Annotated in this window: 16 protein-coding genes; 4 read left to right on the top strand and 12 right to left on the bottom strand. The window is 72.1% G+C overall.

Translation table 11 applies throughout. The annotated features are described in order from the left end of the window. On the bottom strand, positions 1-318 hold a 318-nt coding region (locus HC031_RS12485), incomplete at its 3' end, for a transglycosylase SLT domain-containing protein (RefSeq protein ID WP_240942391.1). Between the two features lie 120 nt (positions 319-438). Between HC031_RS12485 and HC031_RS12480 the strand changes: the two genes are divergently transcribed. Continuing rightward, positions 439-1308 (top strand): alpha/beta fold hydrolase, encoded by an 870-nt coding sequence (locus tag HC031_RS12480; protein WP_167925398.1) that lies wholly within the window; start codon positions 439-441, stop codon positions 1306-1308. Positions 1309-1312: 4 nt separating this feature from the next. Here HC031_RS12480 and HC031_RS12475 read toward each other — a convergent pair whose 3' ends face one another. Beyond that, positions 1313-1651 (bottom strand): hypothetical protein, encoded by a 339-nt coding sequence (locus HC031_RS12475; RefSeq protein ID WP_167925397.1) that lies wholly within the window; start codon positions 1649-1651, stop codon positions 1313-1315. A gap of 66 nt (positions 1652-1717) precedes the next feature. Between HC031_RS12475 and HC031_RS12470 the strand changes: the two genes are divergently transcribed. From HC031_RS12470 to HC031_RS12460, 3 genes are all read left to right on the top strand, one after another. After that, the gene (locus HC031_RS12470) at positions 1718-2026 is read left to right on the top strand and encodes a type II toxin-antitoxin system Phd/YefM family antitoxin (protein WP_167925396.1); all 309 of its coding nucleotides are present in this window, start codon (positions 1718-1720) and stop codon (positions 2024-2026) included. 99 nt (positions 2027-2125) lie between these two features. After that, positions 2126-2854 carry a hypothetical protein gene (locus tag HC031_RS12465; RefSeq protein WP_167925395.1) on the top strand — a complete coding sequence of 243 codons (729 nt, stop codon included), beginning with the start codon at positions 2126-2128 and terminating at the stop codon, positions 2852-2854. A 28-nt stretch (positions 2855-2882) separates the two neighbouring features. Beyond that, entirely contained in the window at positions 2883-3965 is a 1083-nt protein-coding gene (locus tag HC031_RS12460; RefSeq protein WP_167925394.1) for an NAD-dependent epimerase/dehydratase family protein, read from the top strand. 1 nt (position 3966) lies between these two features. Here HC031_RS12460 and HC031_RS12455 read toward each other — a convergent pair whose 3' ends face one another. The 10 genes from HC031_RS12455 to dnaK all read right to left on the bottom strand — a co-directional run bounded on the left by HC031_RS12455 (position 3967) and on the right by dnaK (position 15445). After that, entirely contained in the window at positions 3967-6492 is a 2526-nt protein-coding gene (locus HC031_RS12455; RefSeq protein WP_167925438.1) for an ATP-dependent Clp protease ATP-binding subunit, read from the bottom strand. A 48-nt stretch (positions 6493-6540) separates the two neighbouring features. Continuing rightward, positions 6541-6939 carry a YbjQ family protein gene (locus tag HC031_RS12450; RefSeq protein WP_240942429.1) on the bottom strand — a complete coding sequence of 133 codons (399 nt, stop codon included), beginning with the start codon at positions 6937-6939 and terminating at the stop codon, positions 6541-6543. 186 nt (positions 6940-7125) lie between these two features. Further along, positions 7126-7683: a DsbA family protein gene (locus HC031_RS12445; protein ID WP_167925392.1), complete on the bottom strand. Its 558-nt coding sequence runs from the start codon at positions 7681-7683 to the stop codon at positions 7126-7128. Further along, a complete protein-coding gene (locus HC031_RS12440) occupies positions 7680-8171 on the bottom strand; it encodes a redoxin domain-containing protein (RefSeq protein WP_167925391.1) in 492 nt (163 codons plus the stop codon). The genes HC031_RS12445 and HC031_RS12440 overlap by 4 nt, the downstream gene beginning before the upstream one ends. 146 nt (positions 8172-8317) lie before the next feature. After that, entirely contained in the window at positions 8318-8881 is a 564-nt protein-coding gene (locus HC031_RS12435) for an HdeD family acid-resistance protein (protein ID WP_167925390.1), read from the bottom strand. 19 nt (positions 8882-8900) lie between these two features. Continuing rightward, complete coding sequence (clpB, locus tag HC031_RS12430; protein WP_167925389.1) at positions 8901-11543, bottom strand: ATP-dependent chaperone ClpB; 2643 nt, start codon at positions 11541-11543, stop codon at positions 8901-8903. Beyond that, a complete protein-coding gene (locus tag HC031_RS12425) occupies positions 11534-11857 on the bottom strand; it encodes a chaperone modulator CbpM (protein ID WP_167925388.1) in 324 nt (107 codons plus the stop codon). Before HC031_RS12425 ends, clpB begins: the two co-directional genes overlap by 10 nt. Continuing rightward, positions 11858-12844, bottom strand: a complete 987-nt coding sequence (locus HC031_RS12420; RefSeq protein ID WP_167925387.1) for a DnaJ C-terminal domain-containing protein — start codon at positions 12842-12844, stop codon at positions 11858-11860. Between the two features lies 1 nt (position 12845). Next, on the bottom strand, positions 12846-13511 hold the full coding sequence (locus HC031_RS12415; RefSeq protein WP_167925386.1) for a nucleotide exchange factor GrpE: 666 nt from the start codon (positions 13509-13511) through the stop codon (positions 12846-12848). Further along, positions 13508-15445 (bottom strand): molecular chaperone DnaK, encoded by a 1938-nt coding sequence (dnaK, locus tag HC031_RS12410; RefSeq protein WP_167925385.1) that lies wholly within the window; start codon positions 15443-15445, stop codon positions 13508-13510. Before dnaK ends, HC031_RS12415 begins: the two co-directional genes overlap by 4 nt. Positions 15446-15464 lie beyond the last annotated feature (19 nt).

Genomic DNA, 15464 nt, shown 5'->3' with positions numbered 1-15464 from the left:
CCTGCACTTTGGTTTGACGTGCGGGCCGCGGCTCCACCCGCCGCTCTCGCCCAGGGCGACAGCCACGGAGACGGTCCAGTTGTGCCCGCGGAAACCCGCGTCCCGGGCGACTCGGGCGATCTGGACGGCGCTGTAGTGGCTGCCCTGCAAGATCCCCCGTTGCCGGCACCTCGCCTGGGGGGCGGCCGGGTCCGGCGCGGCCGTGGCGACGCCGGGGTCCGGTGGTCGGGTCCCGGCGCTTGCCGGCGTGCTCACCAGTACTCCCGAGGCCGCGGCGACGAACAGGGTGGCGCCCGCTGCGGTGCGGCTGAGAAGCATCGAGATCCTCCATATCGGTCAAGTCCGTTCGATACCGCCATGCCGGGTCCACCGCTGATCGGCGCACGATGGAGCGGCGCTGCCGGTTTGAGCGCCGGCCGGCTGGATACGTGATCGAAGGTGTTCGAAGGCTTCGCGCTGAGCAGGATCGACGTCGGTGACGCCGTGTTGCGCGTCCGGCACGGCGGATCCGGGCCCCCGGTCCTCCTCATGCACGGACATCCGCGCACCCATGCCACCTGGTACCGCGTGGCACCGCTGCTGGTGTCCGACTATACGGTGGTCTGCCCCGACCTGCGCGGCTACGGAGAGTCATCGAAGCCTCCGACCACCGCCGACCACGAGCCGCACTCCAAGCGGGCGATGGCCCGCGACTGCGTGGCGCTGATGAGCGCGCTGGGCCACGACCGGTTCGTCGTGGTGGGGCACGACCGGGGCGCGTACGTCGCCGCGCGCGCGGCGCTCGACCACCCGCACGCCGTGGCCGGCCTGGGGGTCATGGACGCGGTTCCCATCGCGGAGGCGCTGGCGCGGAGCGACGCGACGTTCGCCGCGCTCTGGTGGCACTGGTTCTTCCTCGGGCAGACCGACAAGCCCGCCGAGCGGGTGATCAACGCCGACCCCGATGCCTGGTACCGGGTCACACCCGAGCAGTTAGGCGAGGCGTACGACGACTACCGGCGGGCCATCCACGACCCGGCGACCGTGCACGCGATGTGCGAGGACTACCGGGCGGGCCTGGGTGTCGACCGCGCTCACGACGAGGCCGACCGGGCGGCCGGCCGGCGCGTGCGCTGCCCTGTTCTCATGCTGTGGGCGGCCCGCGACGACATGGAGCTGCTGTACGGAGACCCGCTGGCGATCTGGCGAGACTGGGCCGATGACGTCCGGGGCGGCGGCCCCATCGGCCGCGGGCACCACATCATGGAGGAGGCTCCGGAGCAGCTTGCCGTGGCGTTGCGGGCCTTCCTGGCCGACTGCTACCGCTGACGCCTCAGCCGTGGGGCCCGCCCGGCGGTCTCGGCGGACGGGGATCCGGGATAGCGACGCGCGCCAGCCGGCGCTGCACCTCGAGGGCGGACAGGGCCCGCACCAGGACCTCGCCGTCGATGACGGTCTCACCGCGCTCGAACATCAGCGCCAGCGCGTCGCGCAGGCCGGCCGCGTGGGCTGCGAGGGCCTGTGCCGCGAGCAGCGCGCGGTGGGTGTGCTCGGCGCGGGTGGGGTTGATCCGTGCGAGGTCGTCGACGATCGCGAGGAACTGGTCGACCACCGTGGCTTCCGCGCTGGTCAACGCCGGCATCGGCACGTCGTCTCCGCCACCTCGGCTCATGGTTCGGGAACCCTCCGGCTGGGACCGTACAGCGCGTACGTTCTGTACAGAACGTATCATCATCGTATGGCATACGAGGTCCCGGTAACCCAGGCGCGTGCCGAGTTCGCCGACCTGGTCAACCGGGTCGCCTACGGTGGCGAGCGGGTCGTGGTGACCCGCCACGGCAAGCCGATCGCGGCGCTGGTGCCACCGTCCGACCTGGACCGTCTCGCGCAGGGCGACCAGCCGGACCAGCAGCCCGGCACCGTCGTCCGGCTGACCGCCGACGCGCTCGACCGGCCGGCGCGGCCACGGTCCACGCCCGACCGCCGGTTGGACATCGCCGCCCGGCACCGTCCCGTCGGCGGCGACCCCGGCGCCCGCGTCGATTAGACGCGCCGGAATCTGACTCCGACGCCGACGTTTGAGACGGCGGCTTCGACGGAAGTGTGCCTCTCGGTCGACGTGGTCAGCTGGAGAGGCGCCGGGGATGTGAACAGAAATCAGATACGGGCCGTCCTCCACGGCGCCCGAGCGGCCCTGCCGTACCTCACCGGGCGCGTGTACAACGAGGCGCGGGACGCGATCGAGAACCTGTTCGCCGTACTGGAACGGCGCGCGCCGCAGGTCCGGGACGCGGCCGCGAACTACGTCGCGCTGATGGAGCTGCGCAGTGAGGTCCGCGCGGCGATGGAGAGCGGGGGGCTGACCCCGCCGATACCCGTACGCGCGGTCCTGGCCGAGCGCGCGGTCGTCTGCACGCTGCGCGCCGTGGCCCACGACAGCTGGGACGACGCCGCCGATGCCGACCGGTACCTGCGTCGGCTCGCGCCCGACCTGATGTTCGAGCTGACCGTCGACATGGGACCGGCGTCGCCCGCCGCCTTCACCGGACGGTGGCTGGTCGAGCCGCCGCCCCCGGCGGCCCGCCGGGAGGGGCAGCCGGAGACCTACTGCGGCGTGGCCCAGCTCGGGCACGGGCGGGTGCTCGTCTACCTCGCCGACCTCGACGACCGGCTGCCCGGGTGGCTGGCGGAGTTCGACGACCTGGCCGCCGCCGCCGAGATCCTCCCCGCGCACGTCACCCGATACGCCGCCGCCGCCATCGTGCGCGAGCACAACCGGCAGGAGTGGCTGCGCCGGTTCGCCCGGGCACCCGAGCGGGCCGATCGGCCGCGCCCGGACCGCTCCCGCCCGGTGCTCGCCGGCCGGACCGGTTGATCCGGGCCCACCCGGGTACCTGAACCGCATGCGGATCGTCATCGTCGGCGCCAGCGGCAACGCCGGCACCGCCCTGCTGCGCCGGCTGCGCGACGAGCCGGACGTCGATCTCGTCGGCATCGCCCGCCGGCCGCCCGGCCCGCACGCGGGCCCACCCTACGACGCCGTCGAGTGGCGGTCCCTGGACATCGGCGCGCCCGACGCGGCGGTCCGCCTCCGGGAGATCTTCACCGGCGCGGCGGCCGTCGTGCACCTGGCGTGGCAGATCCAGCCCAGCCACGACCAGCGGGTACTGCACCGCACGAACGTCGCCGGCAGCAGCGCCGTCATCGACGCGGTCGTACGGGCCGGCGTGCCGGCGCTGGTGTACGCGTCGTCGGTCGGCGCGTACGCCCCCGGCCCCAAGGACCGCTTCGTCGACGAGACCTGGCCGACGACCGGTGTCGCCGCATCGTCGTACAGCCGCGACAAGGCGGCGGTGGAGCAGATGCTCCAGCGGGCCGAGTCCGACCATCCCACGCTGCGGATCGTGCGTCTGCGGCCCGGCCTGAACTTCCAGCGCGACGCCGGCACCGAGATCAGCCGGTACTTTCTCGGGCCCCTCGCCCCGGTCCAGCTGCTGCGCTACGGCCGACTGCCGGTGGTGCCGCGCAACGACCGGCTGCGCCTGCAGGCGGTGCACACCGACGACGTGGCGGACGCGTACGCGCGAGCGGTGCTCGGCGATGCCCGGGGTGCGTTCAACCTCGCCGCCGACCCGGTCCTGACCCCGGAGCTGGTCGCGTCGCGCTTCCACGGCCGTACCGTCGCAGTGCCCGCGGCGGCGCTGGCCGTCCTGGCCGACCTGACCTGGCGGGCGCGGCTGCAACCGGTCGACCGGGGCTGGGTGGAGCTGGCCCTCAACGCCCCGCTCATGGCATGCGAGCACGCCACGCGGGAGCTGGGCTGGCGGCCGCGCGTGGACGCGGTGACCGCGCTGCGGGAGCTGTTCGACGGCATGGCGGGGCGGGACGGAACGGGCAGCCCGCCGCTGTCGGACACCGTCATGGCGCCCGGCCGGCTCGGCGGGCTGGTGCGCGGCCGGCTACCCGGACAGGGCAACCCCTACTGAGCTACGGCTGGCGCTCCGCCTGGGCCAGCTGCTCCTGCGGCGACTCCAGGATGAACTGCAGCTTGCCGTCCCTGGCGTCGACCATGACCCGCTGGTCCGGGTTGAGCCTGCCGTCGAGCAGCATCTCGGACAGCACGTTGTCGACCTCGCGCTGGATGGTGCGCCGCAGCGGCCGTGCCCCGAACCGCGGCTCGTACCCGTGCTCGGCCAGCCAGTTCAGCGCCTCCGGGGTGACCTCCACGGTGATGCCCTGGGCGTGCAGCCGCCGCCGGGTGTGCTCCAGGAGCAGATCGGAGATCTGGCGGACCTGCTCGAACTCCAGCCGCTGGAAGACCACGATCTCGTCGATGCGGTTGACGAACTCCGGCCGCATGTGCTCGGTGAGCACCCGCAGCAGGCGTTCACGCAGCGGCTTCTCCACGTCCTCCTGGGTGAAGCCGAGGGCGCCGCGCTGCGCGGTGATGAGATCCGAGCCGAGGTTGCTCGTCATGATGATGATCGTGTTCTTGAAGCTGACCACGCGGCCCTGACCGTCGGTCAGCCGGCCGTCGTCGAGGATCTGCAGCAGGATGTTGTAGACGTCCGGATGCGCCTTCTCGATCTCGTCGAGCAGGACCACCGAGTACGGGCGGCGGCGGATCGTCTCGGTGAGCTGCCCCGCCTGCTCGTACCCGACGTAGCCGGGCGGTGCGCCGATCATCCGGCTCACCGTGTGGCGCTCCTGGAACTCGCTCATGTCCAGCCGCACCATGCGTGTCTCGTCGCCGAACAGGGCCTCCGCGAGCGCCCGCGCCAGCTCCGTCTTGCCGACCCCGGTGGGGCCGAGGAACAGGAAGCTGCCGACCGGACGGTTCGGGTCGCCCAGCCCGGCCCGGGCCCGGCGCACCGCCTGCGCCACCACGCGGACCGCCTCGTCCTGGCCCACGATCCGCCGATGCAGCCGCTGCTCCAGCTCCATGAGGCGCTGCCGCTCCTCCTCGGTGAGCTGGCGGGCGGGGATGCCGGTCAGCCGGGAGACGATCTCGGCGATCTCCTCGGCCGTGACGTCCGGGACGCCGCCACCGCCCTCCTTGGCGTCGTCGATGCGCTGGCGAAGCTGCATCATCTCGTCGCGCAGCGCGCTGGCGCGCTCGTACTGCTCGTCGGCGACCGCCTGGTCCTTGTCGCGGGTGAGCTGCTCCAGCCGCAGCTCGGCCTCGCGTACGTCCATCGTCGGCACGTGGGCCCGCAGCTGGACCCGGGCGCCCGCCTGGTCGATGAGGTCGATCGCCTTGTCCGGCAGGAAGCGGTCGGCGATGTAGCGGTCGGACAGCTCGGCGGCCGCGACCAGCGCCTCGTCGGTGTACCGGACGCCGTGGTGCGCCTCGTACCGGTCGCGCAGCCCGCGCAGGATCTCGATGGTGTCGTCGACGCTCGGCTCCGGGACCAGGATCGGCTGGAACCGGCGCTCCAGGGCCGCGTCCTTCTCGATGTTGCGGCGGTACTCGTCGATCGTCGTCGCGCCGATGACGTGCAGCTCCCCGCGGGCCAGCGGCGGCTTGAGGATGTTGGACGCGTCGGTGGAGCCCTCGCCGCCGCCGGCGCCGACCACCGTGTGCACCTCGTCGATGAAGATGATCAGATCACCGGGGTGGTCGCGGATCTCCTGGATGACGTTCTTCAGCCGCTCCTCGAAGTCGCCCCGGTAGCGGGTACCGGCCACCAGACTGGTCAGGTCGAGCTGGATCAGCCGCTTGCCGGCGAGCGTCCGTGGCACGTCGCCGTCGCAGATCCGCTGGGCGAGCCCCTCGACCACGGCGGTCTTGCCGACACCGGCCTCTCCGATCAGTACCGGATTGTTCTTGGTACGGCGGGCGAGGATCTCGATCATCTGCTCGAGCTCCTGCTCGCGGCCCACCACCGGGTCGATCTTCTCCTCGCTCGCGAGAGCGGTGAGATCGCGGCCATACCGGTCGAGGGTCGGGGTGGCATGGTTGGGCTGGGGTGCGGCGGGCGCGGCGGGCGCGGCCCGTTCGTTCGCCGCCCGCTGCAACGACTCCGGGTTCACGTGGCGCTCGTTGAGCATGCGCCCCGCCTCGGACTCCGGGTTGAGCGACAGCGCCAGCAGGATGTGCGCCGGGCCGAGGTAGGACGCGCCCAGCGCGCGCGCGATCTGGTGCGCCTGCAGCAGCGCGCGCTTCGCCGCCGGCGTCAACGACGGTACGGCGTGGCGCGGGGAGTCCCGGCGGCCCCGCCGCTCGATCTCCCGGGCTATCTCGTCGGGCTCGGCACCCGCCCGCGACAGCAGTTGGCGCAGCGGCTCGCGGTGGCTGGCAGCCCACAGCAGGTGTTCGGTGTCGAGGTCGGAGCTGCCCAGGTCGGCCGCCTTCGCGGCGGCGGTGGCGAGCAGTTCCCGCGCCTCCTGGCTCATCATCCGGGTGATATCCACGCGCTGCATGTGCTGCTGGGGCGTCTGGGCGCCGCCACCGAGGAAGCGTGCGAGGAAGTCGTCGAACTGGCCCGACCCGACGTCGCCGGGTCCCCACATTCCGCCGGTCACGATCGTCCTCTCCGATGTGGGGTTTCCTTCGCGTGTTCAGTCGGTCGGTATCGGCGTCGGCATCGGCGCCGGCGCCCAACCGCGGGCCGACACACTGGTCGCGGGCCCGGCCATCGCCCGGCGCACCGGGGTCGGCACGACGAACACGGCGGTCCCGTACGCGCAGATCTCCGTCCACATCGTGCTGATGTCGCGGTGGTCGAAGCGCATGCACACGACCGCGTTGGCACCCCGTACGTACGCGCGCTGGCTCATCTGCGCGATCGCGTCGTCGCGCCAGCGGGCCAGCGCGGTGCCCATGCGGGGGTTGGAGCCACCGCTGAGCAGCTTGACGCCCTCGTTGTAGACGTTGCGCGACCGGGCGGTGATACCGTGCACCTCACCGAGAACGTCACGGATCTCGTACCCGGGCACCCATTCCGTGGTCACAACCATCATTCGAGGGCCATCCTGCATACGGTGACGTGGCAGTCGAAACGGGCGGCCGAGGACGCGTTTCCGCTGGCATCGGCTCGATCCCGGTCCGCGCCCTACTTCCCGGTCAGCCGGTAGTCAAACCAATCAGCGTGGGACGCCGGGGGGCGGAGCGGCGCCGACGCGGCCGCGGTCCGCGGCGGGCGGTCAGGCGGCGACCGTGGCGGCCCGGTCCACGGCCACCAGCATTTCCGGCAGCGAGTAGCCGCCTTCGTGGCGGACCCCGTTGACGAAGAACGTCGGGGTGCCCTGCACCCCGCTGCGGGCCCCGCTGACGAAGTCGCGTCGGATCCGGTCCAGGTAGATGTGGTCGTTCACCTCCTGGATCACCTCGTCGACCGGCAGGCCGACCTCCTCGACGCCGGCCGCGAGGTGCACCGGGTCGAACTGGTCGGAGTGCTCGTACAGCCAGTCGTGCATCTGCCAGAAGCGCTGCCGGGCGCTGGCCGCCTCCGCGGTCTCGGCGGCCACCTCCGCGAACGGGTGGACGTTGGTCAGCGGGAAGTGGCGGAACACGAAGCGGGCCAGGTTCGGCCGTTCCCGCAGCAGCTCCAGGGTGATCGGGTGGGCCATGCCGCAGTACGGGCACTGGTAGTCGCCGTACTCGACGACGGTCACGGGTGCCGTGACCGGGCCGCGGATGTGATCGTCGTCGGTGACCGGGGCCGCGAGCCGGCCGTTCGTCACACGGAATGGCGTCGTCATGAGACCACCTGCCGTTCATAGGTGAGAGCTTCGAGCGCGGTCAGGATCCCGTCCGCGCCCGGGTTCACGTCGGGTGGAGATACCTGGGCCCAGGTGATGTGGCCATCGCGGTCCAGCACGAACAGCGCGCGCTCGGCGACGCCCTCCGGCAACCGGTAGGCGTGGTACGCCCGGGCGACCTCGCCCTTGGGCTCGAAGTCGGCCAGCAGCGGAAAGGTGATGCCGCGGTCCTCGGCCCACGCCCGGTGGCACCACACCCCGTCGACCGAGATGCCGAGCAGCGCCGCGCCGAAGTGCGTGAACTCCGGCAGGACCGCCTGGTACAGCGCCATCTGGTCGCTGCACACCGGGTTCCAGTCCGCAGGGTAGAACGCGAGCACCACCGGCCGGCCGCGTAGCTGTGACAGGGTGAGCCACCGGTCGGGGCCCGATCGCAGGCAGAAGTCGGGGGCGTGTCGACCCCGCTCCGGCCACCCGACGTCAGTCATGGGGCGATGATCGACGCGGGAGGGGTGACTCGCCGTCACCCGGCCCGGGTGGTTCACCCCGCCCCGTGGGTGGCCGGAGGCCGGGGGCGGGGTGAACTCGTGCGCGCGGCGCCGGAGCCGGCGCGCCGGGACGAACCGGTGCGGGATCATGCGCCGGCCGGCGCCATCCGACCCCGCGGCCCGGTCAGCGCCCGGTGCACGCGCCACGCCTCGACCAGTTGAAGGACCCCCGCCACGATGGCGAACCAGCCGATGGTGAGCGCGAGGACGAGGACGCCCAGGGCCGGCCGGGCCAGGATCAGGATCCCGGCGATCATCGAGGCCACGCCGACGACCAGGGGCAGCCACTGGCCGTGGCCACGCACGGCGGCACCGATCTCCAGGGCGCCGGTGACGACCGCCCAGGCGCCCAGCAGGACGACCAGCACGAGCGCCGTGACGCCCGGCCAGAAGAGCGCGACCAGGCCGGCGCCGATGGTCAGCAGCCCGATGATGATGCGCGCGGTCCGCTGGGCGGCGTCCTGGTGGCGGCCGAACGCCCCGGCAAGCGAGATCACGCCGGAGACGATGGCGAACCCGGCGAACAGGAAGTCCAGGGTGAGGACGGTGATGCCCGGCACGATCACGGCCCAGATGCCGAAGATGAGGGCGATCACGCCCCGCAGGGCCAGCAGCCACACGTGGTGCCTGCCGACGGTCGCTTCTGTCATCTCTGCACCTCCGACGGTCTCAGATGCGCGCCGAAACGGCTGCTTCGGCGGGTTGCTTCCAGGTGACGGTGAGGTCGCCGGCTTCGAAGTCCACGACGATCGTCGTGCCGCCGCGGACGTCACCGCCGAGCAGCGCCCGCCCGATCCGGGTCTCGACCTCGCGCTGGAGGAACCGGCGCAGCGGCCGGGCGCCGTACACGGGGTCGAAGCCCGCGCTGGCGATGTACCGGCGGGCCGCCTCGGTGACCTCCAGCCGCAGATCGCGGTCGGCCAGTCGGTTGCGCAGGTCGTCGAACATCAGGTCGACGATCTTCTCGATCTCGGGCAGGGTCAGCGGCTTGAACAGCACCGTCTCGTCGACGCGGTTGAGGAACTCGGGCCGGAAGTGTCCCCGCAGGTCGGCGAGGACGGCGGCGCGCGCCTCGTCGGTGATCTCACCGGCGGCGGTGACCCCCTCCAGCAGGTACTGCGACCCGATGTTGCTGGTCATGATGATCACGGTGTTGCGGAAGTCGACGGTGCGGCCCTGTGCGTCGGTGAGCCGGCCGTCGTCGAGGATCTGCAGCAGCGTGTTGAACACATCCGGATGGGCCTTCTCGATCTCGTCGAGCAGGACGACCGAGTACGGCTTGCGGCGGACCGCCTCGGTGAGCTGGCCACCCTCCTCGTACCCGACGTAGCCGGGCGGCGCGCCGACGAGCCGGCTGACCGTGTGGCGCTCCTGGTACTCGCTCATGTCCAGCCGGATCATGTTCTCTTCGGTGTCGAACAGCGCCTCGGCGAGCGCCCGGGCCAGCTCCGTCTTGCCGACCCCGGTCGGACCGAGGAACAGGAACGAGCCGATCGGCCGGCGCGGGTCCTTGATGCCGGAGCGGGCGCGGATGATGGCGTCGGCGACGAGCTGTACCGCCTCGTCCTGGCCGATCACCCGCTGGTGCAGCACCTCGTCGAGGTGCAGCAGCTTCTCCCGCTCGCCCTCGGTCAGCCGGCTGACCGGGATGCCGGTCCAGCGCGAGACGATCTCGGCGATCTCCTCGGCGGTGACGACCTCGCGCAGCAGCCGGTGCCCGCCCTGCTTGTCCTCCAGGCGCTCCTCCTCGGCGCGCAGCCGCCGCTCCAGCTCCGGGAGGCGGCCGTGGCGCAGCTCGGCGGCGCGGTTGAGGTCGTAGGAGCGCTCGGCCGCTTCGGCCTCCCGGCGCAGCCGCTCCAGCTCTTCGCGCAGCGCCTGGATCTTGTGGATGGCGTTCCGCTCGGCCTCCCACTGCGCGCGCATGGCGTCCGCCTCGGCGCGCAGGTCGGCCAGCTCCTTGCGGAGCTGGTCCAGCCGGGCCCGGCTGGCCGGATCCTCCTCCTTGGCCAGCGCCGCCTCCTCGATCTCCAGGCGGCGCACCCGCCGGGTGATCTCGTCCAGCTCGGCGGGCTGCGAATCGATCTCGGTACGTAGCTTCGCGCACGCCTCGTCGACCAGGTCGATCGCCTTGTCCGGCAGGAACCGGTCGGCGATGTAGCGGTGTGACAGCGTCGCGGCCGCGACGAGCGCCGCGTCCTGGATGCGCACGCCGTGGTAGACCTCGAAGCGCTCCCGCAGGCCGCGCAGGATCGAGATGGTGTCCTCGACGCTCGGCTCGTCGACCAGGATCGGCTGCATGCGCCGTTCGAACGCGGGGTCGGACTCGATGTGCTTGCGGTACTCGTCCAGCGTGGTGGCGCCGATCATGTGCAGCTCGCCGCGCGCCAGTGGCGGCTTGAGCATGTTTCCGGCATCCATCGCGCCCTCGGCGCCGCCGCCGGCGCCGACGACGGTGTGCAGCTCGTCGATGAACAGCAGGATCCGCCCCTGCGCCGCGAGGACCTCGCTGACCACCGCCTTGAGCCGTTCTTCGAACTCGCCGCGGTACTTCGCGCCCGCCACCAGGGAGCCCATGTCCAGCGCGAACACGATCTTGTCGCGCAGGCCCTCGGGCACGTCGTTGTTCACGATCCGCTGGGCCAGCCCCTCCACGATCGCGGTCTTGCCCACTCCGGGGTCGCCGACGAGGACGGGATTGTTCTTGGTCTTGCGGGACAGGATCTGGACGACCCGGCGGATCTCGGCGTCCCGGCCGATGACCGGGTCCATCTTTCCGATGCGGGCCTCGGCGACGAGATCGCGGCCGTACTTCTCCAGCGCCTCGTACGTCACCTCCGGCATCGCCGAGGTGACCCGCTGGTGGCCGCGCACGCTCGTCAGCTCCGACAGGAACCGCTCCCTGGTGAGGCCGTGGCTGTGCAGGATCCGCCCCGCGGGGCTGCCGGACCCCTCGTCGATGAGGGCGAGCAGGAGGTGCTCGACCGAGACGTACTCGTCTTTGAGCCGGTTCGCCTCGCGCTCCGCGGCGTCGAACACGCGGGCCAGCCGTTGCGTGATGAACACCTGGCCGGGCTGTGCCCCTGGCCCGGTGACGCTCGGCCGGCGATTCAGGTCCCGTTCGACGTCGGCGCGGACCTGGTCCACGTCGACGCCGGCTACGGACAGCAGCCGTGGCACCAGCCCTTCGGGCTGGTCGATCAGGGCGAGCAACAGATGCTCGCCGTCCACCTCGGTGTGCCCGAAGCGCAGCGCTTTCGTCTGCGCGTCGTGCAGCGCTTCCTGGGACTTCTGGGTGAGCTTGTTCATGTCCATGGCGGGCTCCTCCGCGCCGGCCGCCGTCCGGAGCGCACCGCGGCCTCCAGTTCGTCGATGCGCGCGAGCAGGTCGAGAACGATCCCGACCGCCGCGTAGTTGAGCCCCAGACCGTCGTGCAGCCGGCGCGCCCGTGCCAGGGTCGACAGCTGGGTGGGGGAGAACCAGAACTGGCCGGCGCTGTCCACGTACGGATCGATCAGGCCCAGGTTGACCAGGCGGCGCAGCAGTTCCGGATGGACGTCGGCGTCGGCGGCGAACGCGTCCAGTGACAGCCGCGCCGTCTTCGCCGACCGTACGAGCGTGTACGGCATCTAGGTCCCCCTTCGAGGGTCGAACGTCGAGACCTTGGCCAGCTGCTCGAACAGCTCCCGCTCCGGCGGCGAGGGGCTGCGGGGCACCATGACGCGCACCTCGGCGTAGAAGTCGCCGGGCCGTCCGCGCGGGTTGGGCAGCCCCCGGCCGCGCAGCCGGAGCTTGCGCCCGCAGGAGCTGCCGCCCGGGACGTTGACCTGCACGGTCCCGTCGGGCGTCTCCACCGGCACCTTCGCGCCGAGCGTCGCCTCCCACGGGGTGACCGGCAGCGGTGCGGTGATGTCGCGGCCGTCGAGCCGGTACCGGGGGTGCGGCGCGATCCGGGCGATCAGGTACAGGTCGCCCGAGGCGCCGCCGGCCGCGCCGGCTCCGCCCTGCCCGGCCAGCCGGATCCGCTGGCCGTCGACCACGCCGGGAGGGATGTTGACGTCGAGCGTGCGGCTGCCCTCCGGCCCCTGCAGGGTGATCCGGTGGTGGCCGCCGTGGTAGGCCTCCTCCACGGTCAGCGGTATCTCGGCCTCGCTGTCCGCGCCGGGCACCGGGCCGCGGCCGAACCCGCCGCCGTACCCGCCGCCCCGGAAGCCGCCGAACCCGCCCCGGCCGCCGAAGATGCCGCCGAGCAGATCCTCCATGTCGACTCCGCCGGTATCGAACCCGCCCGTGTCGACGTGCACGCCGCCGCCGAACGGCCCACCCGGGCCGCCGGCGCCGGCCCGGGACCGGAACCCGGCGCCCGCGGTCTCGAAGTCCTCCGGCACCTGCCGCCACTGGGAGCCGAACCGGTCGTAGCGCTTGCGCTTGTTCGGATCGGACAGCACGTCGTACGCCTCCGTGATGTCCTTGAACCGCTCCTCCGCGCCGGGCTCCTTGTTCACGTCGGGGTGGTTGCGGCGGGCGAGCTGCCGGTAGGCCCGCTGGATGTCCTGCGGGCTGGCGTCGCGAGGGACGCCGAGGATGTCGTAGTAGTCCCGATCGCCCCTCGCCATGTCACTCCTGCTTTCCGGCCACCGCCACCGCCGCGGGGCGCAGCAGGATGTCGGCGGCCGCGTACCCGGGTCGGATCACTTCGACCACCGTCCCCGGCACCGCGTCCGGGGCGGGCACGGCCCGCACCGCCTCGTGGCGGCTCGGGTCGAAGGGGACGCCCACCTCGTCGAGGCGGGTGAAGCCGAGCCGGTGCAGTACGTCCAGGGCCTGTTCGCGGATCGCCTCGACCCCCCGCGCCACCGACTGCGGATCCGCGTCGGCGTGGCTGAGCGCCCGCTCCAGGTTGTCCACCACCGGCAGCCACTCGGACGCCACCCGGGCCCGCTCTGCCCGCCAGTCGTCGGCGCGCTGGCGCTCGTACCGCTTCCTGGTGTTCTCCACCTCGGCCTGGGCCCGCTGCCAGCGGTCGCGCATCTCGGCGAGCGCCTGTTCGGCGGTGGCCGTCTCCTCGGTGGGGGTGATCGGCCCCGGCCGCTGTTCGCCGGCCGCCGATGCCCCGGCTGTCTGCTCGCCGGCCGCCTGCTGGCCCGCCGTCTGCTCCGGCGGGGTGCCGGTCGCGGTCTCGTCGAGCGGCCGCTCGGTTGTGGTGGTGGCCGTCTGCTCCAGCTGGCCGGCCGACCGGTCCTGGCGCTGCTGTGTCGTCTGGTTCGTCCGTGGCTCGTTCATGATCCACCCGTCGTGAAGTCCGCGTCGATGACCTCGTCGCCGCCACCGGCACCCGCCGGGGCGCCCGCCCGGGCACCGCCCGGCTGACCGGCCTCGGCCTGTCCGCCCGGTCCGGCCGCGCCGGTGGCGGCACCGGCCGCCGCGGCGGCGGAGCTGAGGGACTGGTAGACCTGCTGCAGGTCGGAGGTCAGCTGGCGCAGCCGGTCGAGCGGCGCGTCCTCCTTGACCGCCTGGCGGGCTTCGTCGACGAGCATCCGGGCGCGGGCCACCTCGTTGGACGGTGCCCGGTCGCCGACCTCGCCCACCAGCCGCTCCACCTGGTACGCGGCGCTGTCGAGCTCGTTGCGGGCGTCGATCTGCTGGCGCAGCCGTTGGTCCTCGGCCCGGTTGCGCTCCGCTTCCTGGATCATCCGCTGCACCTCGGACTCGTCCAGGGTGCCGCTCTCGGTGATCGTGATGTTCTGCTCGGCGTTGGTGTCGCGGTCACGCGCGGATACGTTGAGGATGCCGTTGGCGTCGACGTCGAACGTCACCTCGATCTGCGGCACGCCCCGCGGCGCCGGGCGGATGTTCTCCAGTCGCATCCGACCCAGGACCCGGTTGTCGGCGGCCCGTTCCCGCTCGCCCTGCAGGACCACGACGTCGACGGCCGGCTGGTTGTCCTCGGCGGTGGAGAACGTCTCGGCCCGGCGGGTCGGGATCGTGGTGTTGCGCTCGATGAGCCGGGTCATGAGCCCACCCAGGGTCTCCAGGCCGAGCGACAGCGGCGTCACGTCGAGCAGGACGACGTCCTTGACCTCGCCCTTGAGGACCGCGGCCTGGATCGCCGCGCCGATGGCGACCACCTCGTCGGGGTTGACCGACATGTTCGGCTCTTTGCCGCGGGTCAGGCGCTTCACCAGGGCCTGTACCGCGGGCATCCGGGTGGTGCCGCCGACCAGGATGACCTCGTCGATGTCGTCGGCGGTCACCCGGGCGTCCTGCATCGCCTGCTGTACCGGGCCGTTGGTGCGCTCGACGAGGTCTCTGGTCAGCTCCTCGAAGGCGGCCCGGGTGACCGTCATGGTCAGGTGCTTGGGGCCGGTCGCGTCCGCAGTGATGAACGGCAGGTTGACCTGGGTCTGGGTGACCGATGACAGCTCGACCTTCGCCCGCTCGGCGGCTTCGAGCAGCCGCTGCAGGGCCTGCGGGTCGGAGCGCAGGTCGATCCCGGTGTCCCGCTTGAACTGGTCGGCGATGTGGTCGACCAGGCGGCGGTCGAAGTCGTCGCCGCCGAGGTGGCTGTCGCCGGCGGTGGCCCGTACCTCGATCACGCCGTCGCCGACGTCGAGGATGCTCACGTCGAACGTGCCGCCGCCGAAGTCGTACACCAGGACCGTCTCGTGGCCCTTCTTGTCCAGCCCGTACGCGAGCGCGGCCGCGGTCGGCTCGTTGATGATCCGCAGCACGTTGAGCCCCGCGATGCGGCCCGCGTCCTTGGTGGCCTGCCGCTGCGCGTCGTTGAAGTACGCAGGCACGGTGATGACCGCCTCGGTGACCCGCTCGCCGAGCTGCTTTCCGGCGTCATCGGCCAGCTTGCGCAGGACCGCCGCGGACACCTCCTCGGGCGCGATCAGCTTGCCGTGCACGTTGAACCGGACCGCGTCGTCCGGTCCCGGTACGACGTCGAACGAGACGATCTTCGCCTCTTCGCTGACCTCGTGGTACTTGCGGCCGATGAACCGCTTGGCGGAGTAGATGGTGCCCTTCGGGTTCAGTACCGCCTGGCGCCGGGCCATCTGCCCGACGAGGCGCTCACCGGTTTCGGTGAACGCGACGACCGACGGCGTGGTCCGGCTTCCTTCGGCGTTCGGGATGACCTGCGATTGGCCGTCGATGTGGGCGGCGATGACCGAGTTGGTCGTACCGAGGTCGATGCCGACGGCTTTGGCCATGGTTTCGTCTTCCTTTCAC

The sequence above is a fragment of the Planosporangium thailandense genome (assembly GCF_011947195.1).
GTDB lineage: Bacteria > Actinomycetota > Actinomycetes > Mycobacteriales > Micromonosporaceae > Planosporangium > Planosporangium thailandense.
Note: the sequence above shows the minus strand (reverse complement) of the source record. Positions and strands in the feature narration are given on the sequence as shown.